The 14,469-nt window shown below is 66.4% G+C and carries 12 protein-coding genes; 5 read left to right on the forward strand and 7 right to left on the reverse strand.

The window, feature by feature from the left end; translation table 11 throughout:
- Window positions 1-4: 4 nt before the first annotated feature.
- Window positions 5-946, reverse strand: coding sequence for an acetamidase/formamidase family protein (locus JQ633_RS18670; RefSeq protein WP_211986528.1), 942 nt, complete (start codon window positions 944-946; stop codon window positions 5-7).
- Between the two features lie 66 nt (window positions 947-1,012).
- Here JQ633_RS18670 and JQ633_RS18675 point away from each other — a divergent pair, with 66 nt between their 5' ends.
- The 3 genes from JQ633_RS18675 (at window position 1,013) to JQ633_RS18685 (ending at window position 3,938) form a co-directional block, all read left to right on the forward strand.
- Complete coding sequence (locus JQ633_RS18675; protein WP_211986529.1) at window positions 1,013-1,816, forward strand: YdcF family protein; 804 nt, start codon at window positions 1,013-1,015, stop codon at window positions 1,814-1,816.
- A gap of 93 nt (window positions 1,817-1,909) precedes the next feature.
- Entirely contained in the window at window positions 1,910-2,695 is a 786-nt protein-coding gene (locus tag JQ633_RS18680) for a DUF169 domain-containing protein (RefSeq protein ID WP_211986530.1), read from the forward strand.
- A gap of 64 nt (window positions 2,696-2,759) precedes the next feature.
- Window positions 2,760-3,938 (forward strand): saccharopine dehydrogenase family protein, encoded by a 1,179-nt coding sequence (locus JQ633_RS18685; RefSeq protein WP_211986531.1) that lies wholly within the window; start codon window positions 2,760-2,762, stop codon window positions 3,936-3,938.
- Window positions 3,939-4,303: 365 nt separating this feature from the next.
- Here JQ633_RS18685 and JQ633_RS18690 read toward each other — a convergent pair whose 3' ends face one another.
- Complete coding sequence (locus tag JQ633_RS18690) at window positions 4,304-5,500, reverse strand: FAD-dependent monooxygenase (RefSeq protein WP_211986532.1); 1,197 nt, start codon at window positions 5,498-5,500, stop codon at window positions 4,304-4,306.
- Between the two features lie 144 nt (window positions 5,501-5,644).
- Between JQ633_RS18690 and JQ633_RS18695 the strand changes: the two genes are divergently transcribed.
- A complete protein-coding gene (locus tag JQ633_RS18695) occupies window positions 5,645-6,118 on the forward strand; it encodes a MarR family transcriptional regulator (protein ID WP_433995673.1) in 474 nt (157 codons plus the stop codon).
- Here JQ633_RS18695 and JQ633_RS18700 read toward each other — a convergent pair.
- The 4 genes from JQ633_RS18700 to JQ633_RS18715 all read right to left on the reverse strand — a co-directional run bounded on the left by JQ633_RS18700 (window position 6,090) and on the right by JQ633_RS18715 (window position 10,928).
- On the reverse strand, window positions 6,090-7,361 hold the full coding sequence (locus tag JQ633_RS18700; RefSeq protein WP_211986861.1) for an O-antigen ligase family protein: 1,272 nt from the start codon (window positions 7,359-7,361) through the stop codon (window positions 6,090-6,092). The two genes, JQ633_RS18695 and JQ633_RS18700, sit on opposite strands and share 29 nt — an antisense overlap.
- Before the next feature lie 137 nt (window positions 7,362-7,498).
- Complete coding sequence (locus JQ633_RS18705; protein ID WP_211986533.1) at window positions 7,499-9,040, reverse strand: undecaprenyl-phosphate glucose phosphotransferase; 1,542 nt, start codon at window positions 9,038-9,040, stop codon at window positions 7,499-7,501.
- A 115-nt stretch (window positions 9,041-9,155) separates the two neighbouring features.
- Window positions 9,156-10,298 (reverse strand): glycosyltransferase, encoded by a 1,143-nt coding sequence (locus tag JQ633_RS18710; RefSeq protein ID WP_211986534.1) that lies wholly within the window; start codon window positions 10,296-10,298, stop codon window positions 9,156-9,158.
- Between the two features lie 3 nt (window positions 10,299-10,301).
- Window positions 10,302-10,928: a polysaccharide biosynthesis/export family protein gene (locus tag JQ633_RS18715; RefSeq protein WP_211986535.1), complete on the reverse strand. Its 627-nt coding sequence runs from the start codon at window positions 10,926-10,928 to the stop codon at window positions 10,302-10,304.
- A 182-nt stretch (window positions 10,929-11,110) separates the two neighbouring features.
- On the opposite strand from JQ633_RS18715, the gene JQ633_RS18720 reads away from it, so the two are divergent.
- Window positions 11,111-13,444 (forward strand): GumC family protein, encoded by a 2,334-nt coding sequence (locus JQ633_RS18720; RefSeq protein WP_211986536.1) that lies wholly within the window; start codon window positions 11,111-11,113, stop codon window positions 13,442-13,444.
- Window positions 13,445-13,537: 93 nt separating this feature from the next.
- Here the strand turns inward: JQ633_RS18720 and JQ633_RS18725 are convergent, their stop codons facing one another.
- A complete protein-coding gene (locus JQ633_RS18725; RefSeq protein WP_249159477.1) occupies window positions 13,538-14,446 on the reverse strand; it encodes a tripartite tricarboxylate transporter substrate-binding protein in 909 nt (302 codons plus the stop codon).
- Window positions 14,447-14,469 lie beyond the last annotated feature (23 nt).

Consider the following 14,469-nt stretch of genomic DNA (forward strand, 5'->3'; position numbering starts at 1 on the left):
GCGGTCAGCCGTGCACGACCGACTTGGCAATCATGCAGTGAATGCCCTTGGAGCCGTTGACCGTCTGCGTCACCCGCAGGTCGGCGGCAAGGCTGCACAGCGTGTAGGCGTCCTCGCGCGAGAGATTGCGCTTTTCGCCGAGCAGCACGATCATGTCGCGCAGTGCCCGCACCACGCACTGGTCGAGATCGGGATCCATCGCCATGGTCATGTAATGGTCCTGCGTCTCGGCGCGCGGATAGGCGAGTTTGAGGTCCTTGCGCAGCGTGAGGCGGAAGCGGCCGGTGAGCGCGGTCTCGATCGCGGTGACGCAGACCTCGCCGTCGCCCTGTACGCCATGGCCGTCGCCGCAGGAGAACAGCGCGCCCGGCACGAACACCGGCAGATAGAGCTTGGCGCCGGCGCCGAGCTCCTTGTTGTCGAGATTGCCGCCCATCGCGCGCGGGATCAGCGAGGAGATGCGGCCCCAGGCCGGCGGCGGCGACACGCCCATCACGCCGAAGAACGGCTTCAGCGGCAGGTCGAGGCCCCACGGCATGCGGCCGACCATGCGGTCGCGATCGAGCGGGATGTTGAGGATGCGTGTCTCGTGGAAATCGTCGGGCAGGGTGCCGGACAGCGGTTTGATCAGGTTGTAGCCCCAGTCCTGGCGCAGCTGCACGTCGAGGATGTCGACCTCGAGCACGTCGCCGGGCATAGCGCCATCGACCGCGATCGGGCCGGTGAGGATGTGGCCGGGCACCATCCGCTCGTTCTTCGCGTGGATGTCGTCGAGCTCGGGCGGGACGTGAAACTTGCCGCGGTCGGGCACCACGTCGGGGCCGCCGCTGACGGTCTCGATCGTGACCTCGTCGCCACTGGCGACGGTCAGGACCGGCTTCAGCCTGGCTTCAAAGAAGCCCCAATGGCAGGTTTCGGGACTGGACTTCAGGTGATGATGGGGCATGTGGCGTCTTTTGATTGCTTGTCCGGCAGCGTATGACGCTGTAGCAGAACTTCGCAGAGGCTTCCCTTGTTTTTTGTGCTCTCCAAGACGCTCGGCATCATGCTGCTGCCGGTGAATCTCTTGATCGGCCTCGGCGTGCTCGGTGCCGTGCTGCTGCTGACGCGTTTCGCCGCGTTGGGACGCAGGCTGATGGCCGCCGCGGCGGTGCTGCTGGCGCTGATCGCCTTCTCTCCGGTTGGCAATCTCCTGATCTATTCGCTGGAGCAGCGCTTCCCGCCGTGGGATCCGGCACGCGGCGCGCCCGACGGCATCATCGTGCTCGGCGGATCGATCGATCCGGATATCTCGCTCGCGCACCGCACGCCGGTGGTGCGGCAAGCCCCGGACCGCATCATCGTCGCGGCCGAGCTGGCGCGCAAATATCCCGATGCCCGCCTCGTCTTCACCGGCGGCAACGCCAATCTGATCTCGAACGATGCTGCGAAGGAAGGCGACTATGCCGGCGAACTGCTGGAAGGGCTCGGCATCGCGAAATCGCGCGTGATCATCGAACGGCAGTCGCGCAACACGGTGGAGAACGCCGAATTCTCCAAGGCGCTGGTCAAGCCGAAGCCGGGCGAACGCTGGCTGCTGGTCACCTCGGCCTATCACATGCCGCGTTCGGTCGGGCTGTTTCGCAAGGCGGGATTTGCCGTCGAACCCTATCCGGTCGACTGGCGCGTCGGCGGGCCAGGCGATCTCTTCATCGTCAACATGGCGCTGGACGGGCTGTCGCGCACCGAGATCGCGATCCGCGAATGGCTCGGGCTTATCGCCTATCGGCTGAACGGCAAGACCGATGCGCTGTTCCCGGGGCCGGACACGCCCTGAGCCGCGAACGAGCAGGTCGCCTCCGCCGGTCAATCCGGCTAACATCAATGCAAACAGGCGGCGCCAAAGCCGCTGGTCACGGGAGCTCACGCCATGCAGCAGCAGACACCGCCGGAACAGTTCGATCTCGGTGCAATCGTCGCCGATCTCAACAGCCTGTTGCGGCTGAAGACCACCGTGATCGGGATCAAGATGTTCGCCCGCGTCGAGGACATGGAAGCGATCCCGAAAATCCGCCGCCCCAGCGCGGTGCACACCACCGATCAGATCGTCAGCATGGCTTCGCGGCTCGGCTGGACCGTCGGCATCACCGGCGAGGATCTGGTCGGCGCGCAGTGTCGCGCGGTGATCGGGCTCGCGCCGCAGGATGAGAAATGGCTCGCCGGCGAAAGCTATGTCGGCGTCTGGCACGGCACTGCGGAGGATGCGCGAAAGCGGCAGGAGGCGCTCGACGTCGTGCCTTACGGCCAGTACCAGGCGATGGCGGTGAGCCCGCTCACCTCCGGCCGCCTCAATCCGCCCGATATCTGCCTCGTCTACGCGACGCCCGGTCAGATGATCATCCTGATCAACGGCCTTCAATACACCGGCTACAAGAAGTTCGAATGGGGCGTGGTCGGCGAGACCGCGTGCGCGGACTCATGGGGGCGGGCGCTGAAGACCGGCGAGCCGAGCCTGTCGCTGCCGTGCTTCGCCGAGCGCCGCTATGGCGGCGTGCCCGACGAGGAGATGCTGATGGCGCTGCCGCCGGCGTATCTCGTCAAGGCGATCGCCGGCATGAAGCAGCTCGCCAAGAATGGCCTGCGCTACCCGATCGCGCCCTACGGCATCCAGGCCGACGTTCGCGCCGGCATGGGTGTGTCCTACGCCAAGAAATAGCGCATTGCCTCGCTGCGTTCGCGGTGACAAAAGGGCGCCAATTGCTCCGCAGGGAACCTGATCCATGGCCTCGTCGAAATTCGACATCATCGTTTACGGCGCCACCGGCTTCACCGGCCAGCTGGTCGCCGAATATCTCGCGACCCGTTACAAGGGCGACCGCGCGCTGACCTGGGCGATGGCCGGGCGCAGCAAGGACAAGCTCGCCGCGGTCCGCGATGCGATCGGCGCGCCGTCGGATACGGCGCTGATCGTTGCCGATTCCAGCGATGCCGCCGCGCTGAAGGCGATGGTCGCGCAAGGCAAGTCGGTGATCTCGACGGTCGGGCCGTATCAGCTCTACGGCAACGAGCTGATCGCGGCCTGCGTCGAGACCGGCACCGATTATTTCGATCTCTGCGGCGAGCCGGTCTGGATGCGGCAGATGATCGACAGGCACGAGGCGGCCGCGAAGGCGAGCGGCGCGCGCATCGTGTTCTCCTGCGGCTTCGACTCGGTGCCGTTCGAGCTCGGCACGTTCTTCGTGCAGGATGAGGCCAAGCGCGTATTCGGTGCGCCGGCGCAGCGCGTGAAAGGCCGCGTCCGCGACATGCGCGGCACGCTGTCCGGCGGCACCGCGGCGAGCGCCAAGGCGACGTTCGACGCGGTGGCCAAGGATCTCAGCCTCGTTGCCATCCTGAACAACCCGTTCGCGCTGACGCCGGGATTCGAAGGGCCGAAGCAGCCGCGCGGCAGCAAGCCGGCCTATGAGGAGGACCTGCAATCCTGGGCCGCGCCGTTCATGATGGCGCTGATCAACACGCGCAACGTCCATCGCTCGAACATGCTGATGGGCTTTCCCTACGGCAAGGAGTTCGTCTACGACGAGATGGTGCTGACCGGCCCCGGCGAGAAGGGCGAGGCCAACGCCAAGAAGGTGATGGCGCTGAATGCCGAGAAGACCGGACCCGGCGCGCCGAAGCCCGGCGAGGGACCGTCGAAGGAAGAGCGCGAGAACGGCCGGTATGATCTGCTCTATGTCGCGAGCGCGCCGGACGGCCGCACCGTCCGCGCCGGCATCAAGGGTGACCGCGATCCCGGCTACGGTTCGACCTCGAAGATGATCTCGGAATGCGCGATCTGCCTGCTGCGCGATACGCCTGATGTGCCGGCCGGCTTCTGGACGCCGGGCGCGGCGATGCAGCACAAGCTGATCAAGCGGCTGGTCGACCACGCCGGGCTGACGTTCGAAGTCGAGAAGTAGCCGCGCATCGTACGGTGGGCAAAGCGAAGCGTGCCCACCATTCACGGCGTGCTCGCGATGGTGGGCACGTCGCTTCGCTCCTTTGCCCAGCCTACGGATTCCCGCCGCAGGGGCGCTCCGTCAAAATAGCGAAGAACAACCCCATGCAAAGTAGCCGGTGGCGGAAGGCGCTCGATCAGGCGACTTGACACGTCGGGCAACTCAGCGTTACGATTCCAATATTCCGAAATCGTGCCCGCCCCACATTCCGCCGTCATCGCCCGGCTTGACCGGGCGATCCAGTATTCCAGAGACGGTTGTACTTGAGCCGATGGGCCGCGGCGTACTGGATCGCCCGGTCAAGCCGGGCGATGACAGCAGTGCCGCTACGCCGCGCGCGGATTATACGCATACATGAAGTCCATCCCCTTCGACGCCAGCGGCAGCATCAGCTTCATCATGTGATCGCGCAGCCAGGCGCCGGTCGGGCTGAACTCGCGCTTGCTGTTGCCGTTGCGGCGGGCGAGGGCGACGATCTTCTCGGCGCGCGGCCGCCGTTCATGCTCGAAGGCCTGGAAGATCAGGCCGAGCTCCTGGCCGTCCCGCATCAATAGCCCGAGCCGCAGCGCGTCTTCCAGCGCCAGCGACGCGCCCTGGCCGGCATGCGGGCTGGTGGCGTGCGCGGCGTCGCCGATCAGCAGCGTCCGCTTGCGCGACCAGGTCGGCAGCGTCGCGACGTCGAGTGTGTCGGTGACCACGATATTCTCCGCGGCGTCGATGATCGCCGGGATCGGATCGTGCCAGCCGGCGTGGAAGTCGCGCAGATGCTGCCGGATCGCGTCCTGGCTCTGCAGACGGAACGCCGCGGCCGTCATGCCGCGCGACGGCTGCGTGCTCCACCACATCGCGCCCTCGTTCGGATCGGGGCTGCACAGGCCGTAGCCGAAGAAGCCGCTCTGTCCGAAAGTCGTGTCCACCCGCTGGCCGATCGAAAGCTTCTCGAGCATCGCGCGCGGCACGAAGCCGCCGAAGCCGAGCAGGCCGGTGTCGAACGGCGTCGGTCCATCAGGGATCACGTGCCGCCGCACCGCCGAGTGCACGCCGTCGGCGCCGATCACGAAATCGCCCTCGGCCGTGGTGCCGTCGGCGAAATAGGCGATCACCGGTTGATCGCCGCGATCCTCGATCTTGACCAGCCGCTTCTCGAAGAACACCGAGACGTTGGAGGACCAGGCCTTGTCGATCAGCGTCTCGCACAGCGTGGCGCGGCACATGTTCACCGCGGGCTGGCCGAAGCGCTGCTGCATGTTGCGATTGAGCGAGCCGAGCTTCTTGCCGCTCTGCGAGTAGAAGTCGAAGGATTCGGCGATCGAGCCGCCGCGGATCAGATCGTCGGCGAGGCCGAGCTCCGCCAGCACGTGCATGCCGTTCGGCGCGATCTGCAGACCGCCACCGATGCCGGTGGAATAGGGCCAGGCTTCATAGAGCTCGGCCTCGAAGCCGGCGCGCGTCAGAAACATCGCGGTCACGGGACCTGCGATGCCGGCACCGATGATCAAAGCTTTACGGGAACGTCGGGTCATGCCTTGCTCCATGCGTCCGTGTGAGGTACGAAAGATCAGAGACTAATCTTCTTAGTAACTAAGATATAAATCTCGTAAGATAAGGAATCGGCATTGTCAAGAGCGGAGTCGCGCGCGGCGCTGATGCAGGAGCTGGAAATCGCCATGCGGCGATCCTCGGCGCAGGGCGTGATGTACGGCCAAGCCGTTGCCAACATGGCCGGAATCTCCAATTCCGACATGGAGTGCATGGACATCCTGCACCTCGAGGGGCGCGTCACCGCCGGCCGGCTCGCCGAGGTCACCGGGCTGACCACGGGCGCGATCACCGGCGTGGTGGACCGTCTGGAGAAGGCGGGCTACGTGCGCCGCGAGCGCGACGAAAGCGACCGCCGCAAGGTCTTCATCTCGGTGGTGGAGGAAAAGGCCGAGGAGATCGGCAAGTTCTACGTGCCGATGCAGCAGGCGATGCAGAAGCTGTGGAGCAGCTACAGCGAAGACGAGCTGCGCCTGCTGCTGCGCTTCGCCAATGACGGCCACAGAGGCGTGCTGGAAGCAACCGAGGCGCTGAAGGCGATCATCGACATGCCGCCCGAGCAGCGCGCCAGCCTCAAGATGCCGCCGAAGCCTCGGCGCTGATCACCGCCGCTTGCGTGGCGCGATAGCGCTCGGCCGCGGCATACATGCCCCACATCGTGCCCAGCATCATCCAGAAGTGCCGCCAGTGGTCGGTGTCGATGATGAAGCTTTCGGCGACCGTGCCGAGGAATGCCGAGAACATCACGAGATAGCCGCGCTGCCACGGCACGCGCATGAAGACGTAGCGGAAGCCGACGATCACGCTGACGAAGACCAGCGCCGGATAGCAGACGCCCGAGATCCAGCCGCCCGACATGAAGGCGTTGAGGAACGAATTGTGGGTGTCCTCGGGGAAGTAGGTGTGGAATTGCAGCGGCCCAATGCCGAACGGCATCTCGAGCGCCATCTGCGCGCCGAGGATATGGCGGCCGAACCGGCCGAAGCGGCCTTCGTCATAGCTCTGGTCGAAGCTCGCGCGCTGCTTGAACATGTCGGCGACCGAGCCGATCGAGAGCAGCACCGCGATCAGCGCGACGGCGAGGATCACCGCGATCAGCGCCATCACGATGATGCGCGAGCGCTGTGCCTGCGAGCGGCTGGTCAGCACCATCAGCACCAGCATGAACACCGATGTCAGCACGAGGCCGCCCCAGGCGGCGCGCGAGAACGACAGCAGGACCGCCAGCGAGATGATGCCGAAGGCGATGGCGTTGCGGAATGCCTTGCCGACGCGGTCGGAGACCACGCTCTGCAGCGCGAACAGCGCCGGCAGGATCAGGAATGCGCCGAGCACGTTGGGATCCTTGAAGGTGCCGCGGGCGCGGTCGTACAGCGTCAGCAGGTCATAGCCGCCAGGCACCAGGTGGAAGTAGCCTGCGATGCCGGCGAGCGCCGCGATCATCGCGCCGACCAAAAGGCCCCGGCGCAGCATGTCGAGCCGCGCCTCGGTATCCTCCGACATCACCATGGCGAAGAAGATCACGGTGACGGCCATGTACCAGGAGGTGAAGACCCAGGTCACCACCTCCGGCTTGTCGAGGAACGGGATGGCGCCGATGCTGTAGCCGACATTGAGCACGATCAGCGCGAACAGCAGCGGCATGAAGACGAGCCGCATCCGAACGCCCGTGGCGAAGAACAGCACCGAGGCGGTCAGTGTGACCAGTTCGTACGGGCTCGGCTCGATGAACACGATGGCGCCGGACGCGCCAGCCAGCCACACCAGGGCGCGCTGCAAGGCCAGCACGCCGGGCGGCGCCGTGATCGGCGGGTAGGTCGTTCCGGCTGTCGCCGCATAGGCCATCGGATACTCACGCAACGCAACAAATCGTCAAACCTTCCGTCATTGCGAGCGAAGCGAAGCAATCCATCTATCCCCGGACTGCGGCATGGATTGCTTCGTCGCTTCGCTCCTCGCAATGACGGCGGAGGCCTTGGCTCTCAGTAGGCGTTCTCGTTCTTGGTCAGCAGCGAGAACGGTGTCTTCAGGAGAATGTAGAGGTCGAACAGCACCGACCAGTTCTCGATGTAATAGAGATCGTATTCGACCCGCTTCTGGATCTTCTCGTCGGTGTCGACCTCGCCGCGCCAGCCGTTGACCTGGGCCCAGCCGGTGATGCCGGGCTTGACGCGGTGGCGAGCGAAGTAGCCGTCGACGGCCTCGTCGAACAACTGGTTCTGCAACTTGCTCTGCACCGCATGCGGGCGCGGCCCGACCAGCGAGAGGTTGCCCTTCAGCACGACGTTGAACAGCTGCGGCAGCTCGTCGAGCGAGCTCTTGCGGATGAAGCGGCCGACCCGGGTGACGCGCGGGTCGTTCTTGGTCACGACCTTGGAGGCGGTGGGATCGGCCTGATGGTGGTGCAGCGAGCGGAACTTGTAGACGTCGATGCGCTCATTGTTGAAGCCGAAGCGCTTCTGGCGGAACAGCACCGGCCCGGGACTGTCGAGCTTGACCGCGAGCGCCACCAGTCCCATTACCGGCAGCGCCGCGAGCAGGATCAGGCCGCCGGCGATGCGGTCGAACAGCCATTTCATTACCAGGTCCCAATCGGTGATCGGCGCCTCGAACACGTCGAGCGTCGGCACCTTGCCGAGATAGGAGTAGGAGCGGGGACGGAAGCGCAGCTTGTTGGTGTGCGCCGACAGGCGGATGTCGACCGGCAGCACCCACAGCTTCTTCAGCATCTCCAGGATGCGGGTCTCTGCCGAGATCGGCAGCGCGAACAGGACGAGATCGACGCGGGTGCGGCGGGCGAATTCGACGATGTCGTCGACCTTGCCGAGCTTCGGGGAGCCGGCGCAGGTGTCCATGGCGCGGGCGTCATTGCGGTCGTCGAACACGCCGAGCACGTGGATATCGGTATCGTCCTCGGCCTTCAGCGCCTCGATCAGGTTCTCGCCGTTCTGGTCGGCGCCGACGATGATGGTGCGGCGATCGAGCCGGCCGTCATGCGCCCAGGCCCGCACCATCGAGCGGAGCAGCAGCCGTTGCATGATCAACAGCGCGAGGCCGACGAAGAAAAACGACGACAGCCAGACGCGCGACACCTCGCCGCCGAGCTTGACGAGGAAGGACACGCTGATGAACAGCAGGAACACGAAGGTCCATGACGAGATCATCCGCGTCATCTGGCGGAGCTGGCCGCGGAAAATCTGCACCTGGTAGATGTCGGCGGCCTGGAAGCAGATCACGGCGGCAAGGGCCATGCCGAGGATCGCTGTGACGTACCCCCAGGAGAAGAAACCGGAGAGCGGCTTGACGTAGCCAAGATAGAGGCCGACGCCGACCAGGCTGAGCAGCACGAAATCGGCGACCCGCACCGCGCCGGCGATCACGACCGGCGAATAGGCGCCGCGGACCTTCTGATTGGTGACGGCGAGCGCGGCCGGCGACAGGCGCCGGCGGCGTTCGACCTGCGGATGACCGGCCGTTGCTGACGCAGCGGCATCCAGCATCGAGCGTGCGTTAAACGGTTCCACGTGTCCACGTCCATTCCTGCGCATGCAGATGGGCATCCGCGCGCGGCAGCGAAATTCCCCTGCGCGTGAATTAACGGGTCAATTCGGAAGAAACGGTTACGTGCGTAAGGAGTGGTTAACGTTTGGCAAACGCGTCGCGATAACCCGCCAGTACGCCCTCGACCATCGCGCTCTGCGAGAAGTGCTCGGAGATCCGCTCGCGCAGCTTTTGCGCCCGCGCGGCGGTGGCCTCGGGATTGTCGAGCGCGGCCTTGATGGCATCGGCCATCGCGGCCGCATTGCTGGGCTGGAATAGCGCGTCGGTGTGGGTGTCGAAGATCTCCGGGATGCCGCCGACATTGGCGGCAATCATCGGAACGCCGGCGGCGGCGGCCTCGATCACCACATAGGGCATCGAGTCGCCGCGCGAGGGAACCACCAGCAGGCTGCCCTTGGAGAAGCCGTAGCGCGCCTTGACGTGGCCGATGAAGCGGACGGCATCGCCCAGCGCCAGCCGTTGGACCTGGGCCTTGAGCCGCTCGGTCTCCTCGCCATCGCCGCCCAGCGTCAGCGTCACCGGCTTGCCTTCGGCGCGCAGCTTGGCCACCGCGTCGATCAACAGATCGGCGCCTTTGATGTGCCTGAACTCGCCGACATAGACCACGTCGGTGGCGTCTTCGGCCCTCGGCACCGGCTCGAATTCCTCAGCGGTGACGCCATTGAAGACGCAATGCACCACGCCGGCGGTCGGCACGCCGACGGTGCGCTGATAGGTGTTGCGGGCGAACGCGCTCTCGAACAGGAACAGGTCGGTGCTGTTCATCAGCGTGCGCTCGAGCTGGCCGTAGAAGGCGCCCTTGAGCGTGTCGAGCGGGTAGTGCAGCGAGCCGCCATGCGGGGTGTAGACCCGGATGACCTTATTGGAGCGCCGCCGCATCCGGACATAGGCGCCGGCCTTGGCGCCGTGGCCGTGCACGACGTCGGGTTTGAGCTGCCAGATCAGGCGCACGATGTGCGCCCACACCGCGAAGTCGGCAAAGCGCGGCTCGCGGCGGATCGCCACACGGCGCACGCCGAGCGACAGGCGCGGCTCGATCTCGGCGAGTGCGGCGTCGGCCCGCGACCCGCCGGTCAGGCTGTCGGCGACGATGCCGACGTGGTGGCCGCGCGCGATCTGGCCATTGGCGACGTCGAGGATGTGACGGAAGATGCCGCCGACCGGCGCACGGACGACATGCAGGATGCGGAGCGGCGGTTCCTGATTCTGCTGCTGCGTCATCGATCAGAACCAGCGCTCGCTGACGAACACGGTGTCGCCGGGACCGATCGGCGTGCCCTGTGGCACGACGAAGCGGCCCGACCCCGATGCGTCGGTGTGGGTGAGGGTGACGGCGTCACGTTTGGCGCGCGTTGAGAAGCCGCCGGCGATCGCAACTGCACTCTCCACCGTCATGTTGGGCACATAGGGATATTGGCCGGGGGCGGCGACTTCGCCGAGGATGAAAAACGGGCGATAGGACTCGATCTCGACCGCCACCGACGGCTCGCGGATGTAGCCGTTGCGCAGCCGCGCCGAGATCTCGCCGGCAAGCCCGGCCGGGGTGCGGCCACGCGCCGGCACCGATCCGATCAAGGGCAGGGTGATCGCGCCCGCGGCATCGATTGCATAGGTGTTGGTGAGGCCTTCCTGGCCGTAGACCACGACACGCAGCCGGTCGCCGGGGCCGAGTTGGTAGGCGCCGCCGCCCGTCGGCAGCGGCTCGGCATAGGCCATCGGGATGGGCGCCCCATAGGCCATCGAATCGAGGCCGGGAGCCGGCGCGACCGCAACCGGCGCGGTCCGGCCCATGCAGCCCGACAGTGCGAGCGCAGCGATCAGACAAGCAATGGGAGCGCGCAGATTGCGCATGTCGGGAATCCCGCGGGAAATATCGGCGTCGATTAACGGCACTCATGGTTAACAAAGGATGACGCGAAAAATCCGGCGCGGAGGCTCCGCCTGCAACCAGCGGGCGATTAACCCGGCGGCAACCTTAATGGACTGTAATCGCCGCCATTGAGGTGGAGTCGCGGCGTCCGCGGGAGTGTATGATGCGTTTTGCATTTTGGCGTAGGGGCAATGAGAAGGCCGTCGTCCAACGGGCGTTGCCGAAGTCTGCGCCCGTTGCCGACGAGCCTGTCATTGCCGGGCCTGTTTCCTCGAAGGTGGTTGCCGCGAAGCCTGCTCCGAAACCTGTGCAGGCAGTGGAGGCGGGCGATCTCGATCTGCACGCGCTCGGCCGGGCGCTGGCGCGCAAGCGCGGCTGGATCATCGTCCCCACCGTGCTGGTGTTTACCCTCTCGCTGGCCGCCGTCAATGTCGTCACGCCGCGCTACAAGTCGGAAGCGCGCATCCTGGTCGACAACAGAGAGAACGCCTTCCTGCGCCCGAATGGCGAGCGCGATACGGAGCGCACCTCGCTCGATGCCGAGGCGGTGACGAGCCAGGTGCAGCTGTTGCTGTCGCGCGATCTCGCGCGCGAGATCATCAAGAAGAACAAGCTCGCCGAGCGTCCGGAGTTCGATCCGGTGCTGAAGGGCTTCTCGCCGCTGAAGTCGCTGCTGGCGCTGTTCGGCATCGGCCGCGATCCGTTCAGCCTGACGCCGGAAGAGCGGGTGCTCGATTCCTTCTATGAGCGCTACCAGGCCTATGCGGTCGACAAGTCGCGCGTAATCGTGATTGAGTTCCAGTCGGAAGATCCGGATCTCGCCGCGCGCGTCACCAACTCGATCGCCGACGGCTATCTCGTGCTGCAGCAGGCGGCGCGGCAGGATCAGGCCAAGAATGCCAGCACCTGGCTGCTCGGCGAGATCGACAAGCTGCGCAACAAGGTCGCGGACTCGGATTCGCGGGTCGAGGATTTCCGTTCGAAGTCGAGCCTGTTCGTCGGCACCAACAACACCTCGCTGTCCAACCAGCAGATGGGCGAGCTGAACACGCAGCTCAACAATGCCCGTGCGTTGCGCGCGGACGCCGAGACCAAGGCGCGGCTGATCCGCGAGATGCTGCAGAGCGGCAAGCCGATCGAGGCCTCGGAAGTGCTCAATTCGGAGCTGATCCGCCGGCTGGCCGAACAGCGCGCCACGCTCCGCGCGCAGCTCGCCGAACAGTCCTCGACGTTGCTCGACAATCATCCGCGCATCAAGGAATTGAAGGCACAGGTCGCCGATCTCGATCGGCAGCTGCGCGAGGAGGCGGGCAAGATCTCGCGCTCGCTGGACAACGACGCGCGCCTCGCGCGCGGCCGTGTCGACGAGCTGCAGGCGAGCCTCGACCAGTCGAAGAAGCAGGCCTCGTCGAGCAACAGCCAGGACGTGCAGCTGCGCGCGCTGGAGCGTGAGGCCAAGGCGCAGCGCGACCTCTTGGAAGCCTATCTCGCCAAGTACCGCGAGGCGACCGCGCGGGAAAACATCGAGGCTGCGCCGACCGACGGCCGCATCATCTCGCGCGCCACCGTCTCCAACACGCCGGCCTATCCGAAGAAGCTGCCGATCGTGCTGATCGCGACGCTGGCGACCTTGCTGCTGTCGTCGGGCATCATCGTCACCGGCGAACTGCTGCGGATCTCTGCGCCGGGCGCCGTCGGTCGTGCCTTCGCGCCGGCCGCCGCGGTGCTTGGGCGCCGCGAGCCGGTGATGGAAAGCGTGACCGAGGACGACGTCGCGCCGAAACTGTCGCCCGATCCCGACGTGCCGCTCGCGCCGAAATTCGCGCCACAGCCTGAAGTGCCGGCGGAAGCCGCTTTCGTGCCCGAGCCCGTTTTCAGCGAGCCGCCGCCGCTGCCCGCGCATACCGCCGGTGAGATCGACGAGGTCGCCGCAAGTCTGGTCGAGGCCGAGCCTGCCGCGCACAAGATCACGATCCTCGGCACCGCGGCGGGCGAGAGCGTCACGCTGACTGCGCTGGCGCTGGCGCGCCTGCTGGCCCGCCAGGCCAAGGTGGTGGTGGTCGATCTGGTCGCGTCCTCGCCGGCGCTGTCCGCGGCCTCGGTCGATCCAGCCGCGCCCGGCCTTGCCGAGCTGATGCAGGGCGAGGCGTCGTTCGCGCAGATCATCACCAAGGACCGGCTGTCGCGCGTTCAACTCGTCAGCGCCGGACGCCCGGGCTTCGACCGCGCGCATCTGCAGTCGCCGCGGCTGACGCTGGCGATCGACGCGCTGCTGCGGGTCTACGACCACGTGCTGCTCGACGCCGGCTCGGCCGTCGACCTGCCGGCCGAATTGCTGACCGCGCAGGCGCAGGCGATCGTCGTGCCTGATGCCGACATGGCGCAGGATGCGCGCCTGATGATGGTCGATCAGCTCAAGGCCGTCGGCTTCGGCACCGTGACGATGCTGAGCAAGCCGCACCAGCCGGCGCCGGGTCCGCGCGTGGTGGCGGCCTGACGGCCGCCGACTAGCCGGTAGGCGTAAAGCCCGTCGCCTGCACGATCGCCTTCCAGCGATCGGATTCCGCAGCGAGCAGCTGGACGAAGTCGTTCATCGCGACCGGTCCACCTCGACCGACAGCCTGGCCATGCCGGACTTGACCTCGTCGGTCCGCAGCGCCTGCTGGATCGAACCGTTCAACCTCTCGACGGCCGGCGCCGGAGTCTTCGCCGGCACGAAGACGCCGAACCAGGTCAGGTCGCGCAGCGCCGGATAGCCCGCCTCCTTAACCGTCGGCACGTCGGGAAGCGAGGCAAGGCGCTGTGGGCCGGTCGTCGCCAAGGCGCGAAGCTGTCCGGACTGGACCTGGCCCAAGAGGCTGTCGACCGGCATCACGGCCGACGCGATCTCGCCCTTGATGAGATCCTGCACCGCGGCTCGGCCCTGATAGGGCACGTGGAGATAATCGAAGCCGGCGCTGCGGCCGAGCATGGCGCCGATGAAATGCAACGAGGTGCCGGCGCCGGGCGTGCCGTAACTTGCTTGCGCCGGATTGGCGCGGCACCAGGCGACGAAGTCGGCGAGGCTCTTGACGTCGCCCGGCACCTTCGGCCCCACCGCCAGCAACGTCGCGAACGAACCGACGGTTGAAACCGGCGTGAAGTCCTGCGTCGCGTAGGGGAGGCTCTTGTAGATGTGCGGAAACAGCACCATGAAGCCGAGCGGGGCGAGCAGCATGACCGATCCGTCGGCCTCGGCGGTCTTCACGGCCTCGGCCGCGATCCGGCCGCCGGCGCCGGGCCGGGTCTCGATGACGATCGTCTCCGCATAGTCCTTCATCTGTCCGGCCACCAGCCGGGCCACGGCATCGGGCAATCCCGCGGTGAAGCCGGTCAGGATATGCGCGGTCTTCAGGCGCGGCTGCGCGGCGGCCGTCGCCGTGATGCCTGCGGCGGACAGTGCGGCGCTCGAGGCCAGCGCGGCCAAGACATCGTGCAGGACATCGCGACGGGTCAACATGGGCTGCCTCCATGATCCTCGGG

Origin of the sequence: Bradyrhizobium tropiciagri, from assembly GCF_018130505.1 — a bacterium.
Lineage (GTDB): Bacteria > Pseudomonadota > Alphaproteobacteria > Rhizobiales > Xanthobacteraceae > Bradyrhizobium > Bradyrhizobium tropiciagri_B.

Coding starts and splice junctions, on each gene's coding strand:
- JQ633_RS18670 (WP_211986528.1), bottom strand. CDS start 946: ATGCCCCATCATCACCTGAAGTCCAGTCCCGAAACCTGCCATTGGGGC.
- JQ633_RS18680 (WP_211986530.1), top strand. CDS start 1,910: ATGCAGCAGCAGACACCGCCGGAACAGTTCGATCTCGGTGCAATCGTC.
- JQ633_RS18685 (WP_211986531.1), top strand. CDS start 2,760: ATGGCCTCGTCGAAATTCGACATCATCGTTTACGGCGCCACCGGCTTC.
- JQ633_RS18690 (WP_211986532.1), bottom strand. CDS start 5,500: ATGACCCGACGTTCCCGTAAAGCTTTGATCATCGGTGCCGGCATCGCA.
- JQ633_RS18695 (WP_433995673.1), top strand. CDS start 5,645: ATGCGGCGATCCTCGGCGCAGGGCGTGATGTACGGCCAAGCCGTTGCC.
- JQ633_RS18700 (WP_211986861.1), bottom strand. CDS start 7,361: ATGGCCTATGCGGCGACAGCCGGAACGACCTACCCGCCGATCACGGCG.
- JQ633_RS18710 (WP_211986534.1), bottom strand. CDS start 10,298: ATGACGCAGCAGCAGAATCAGGAACCGCCGCTCCGCATCCTGCATGTC.
- JQ633_RS18715 (WP_211986535.1), bottom strand. CDS start 10,928: ATGCGCAATCTGCGCGCTCCCATTGCTTGTCTGATCGCTGCGCTCGCA.
- JQ633_RS18720 (WP_211986536.1), top strand. CDS start 11,111: ATGCGTTTTGCATTTTGGCGTAGGGGCAATGAGAAGGCCGTCGTCCAA.
- JQ633_RS18725 (WP_249159477.1), bottom strand. CDS start 14,446: ATGTTGACCCGTCGCGATGTCCTGCACGATGTCTTGGCCGCGCTGGCC.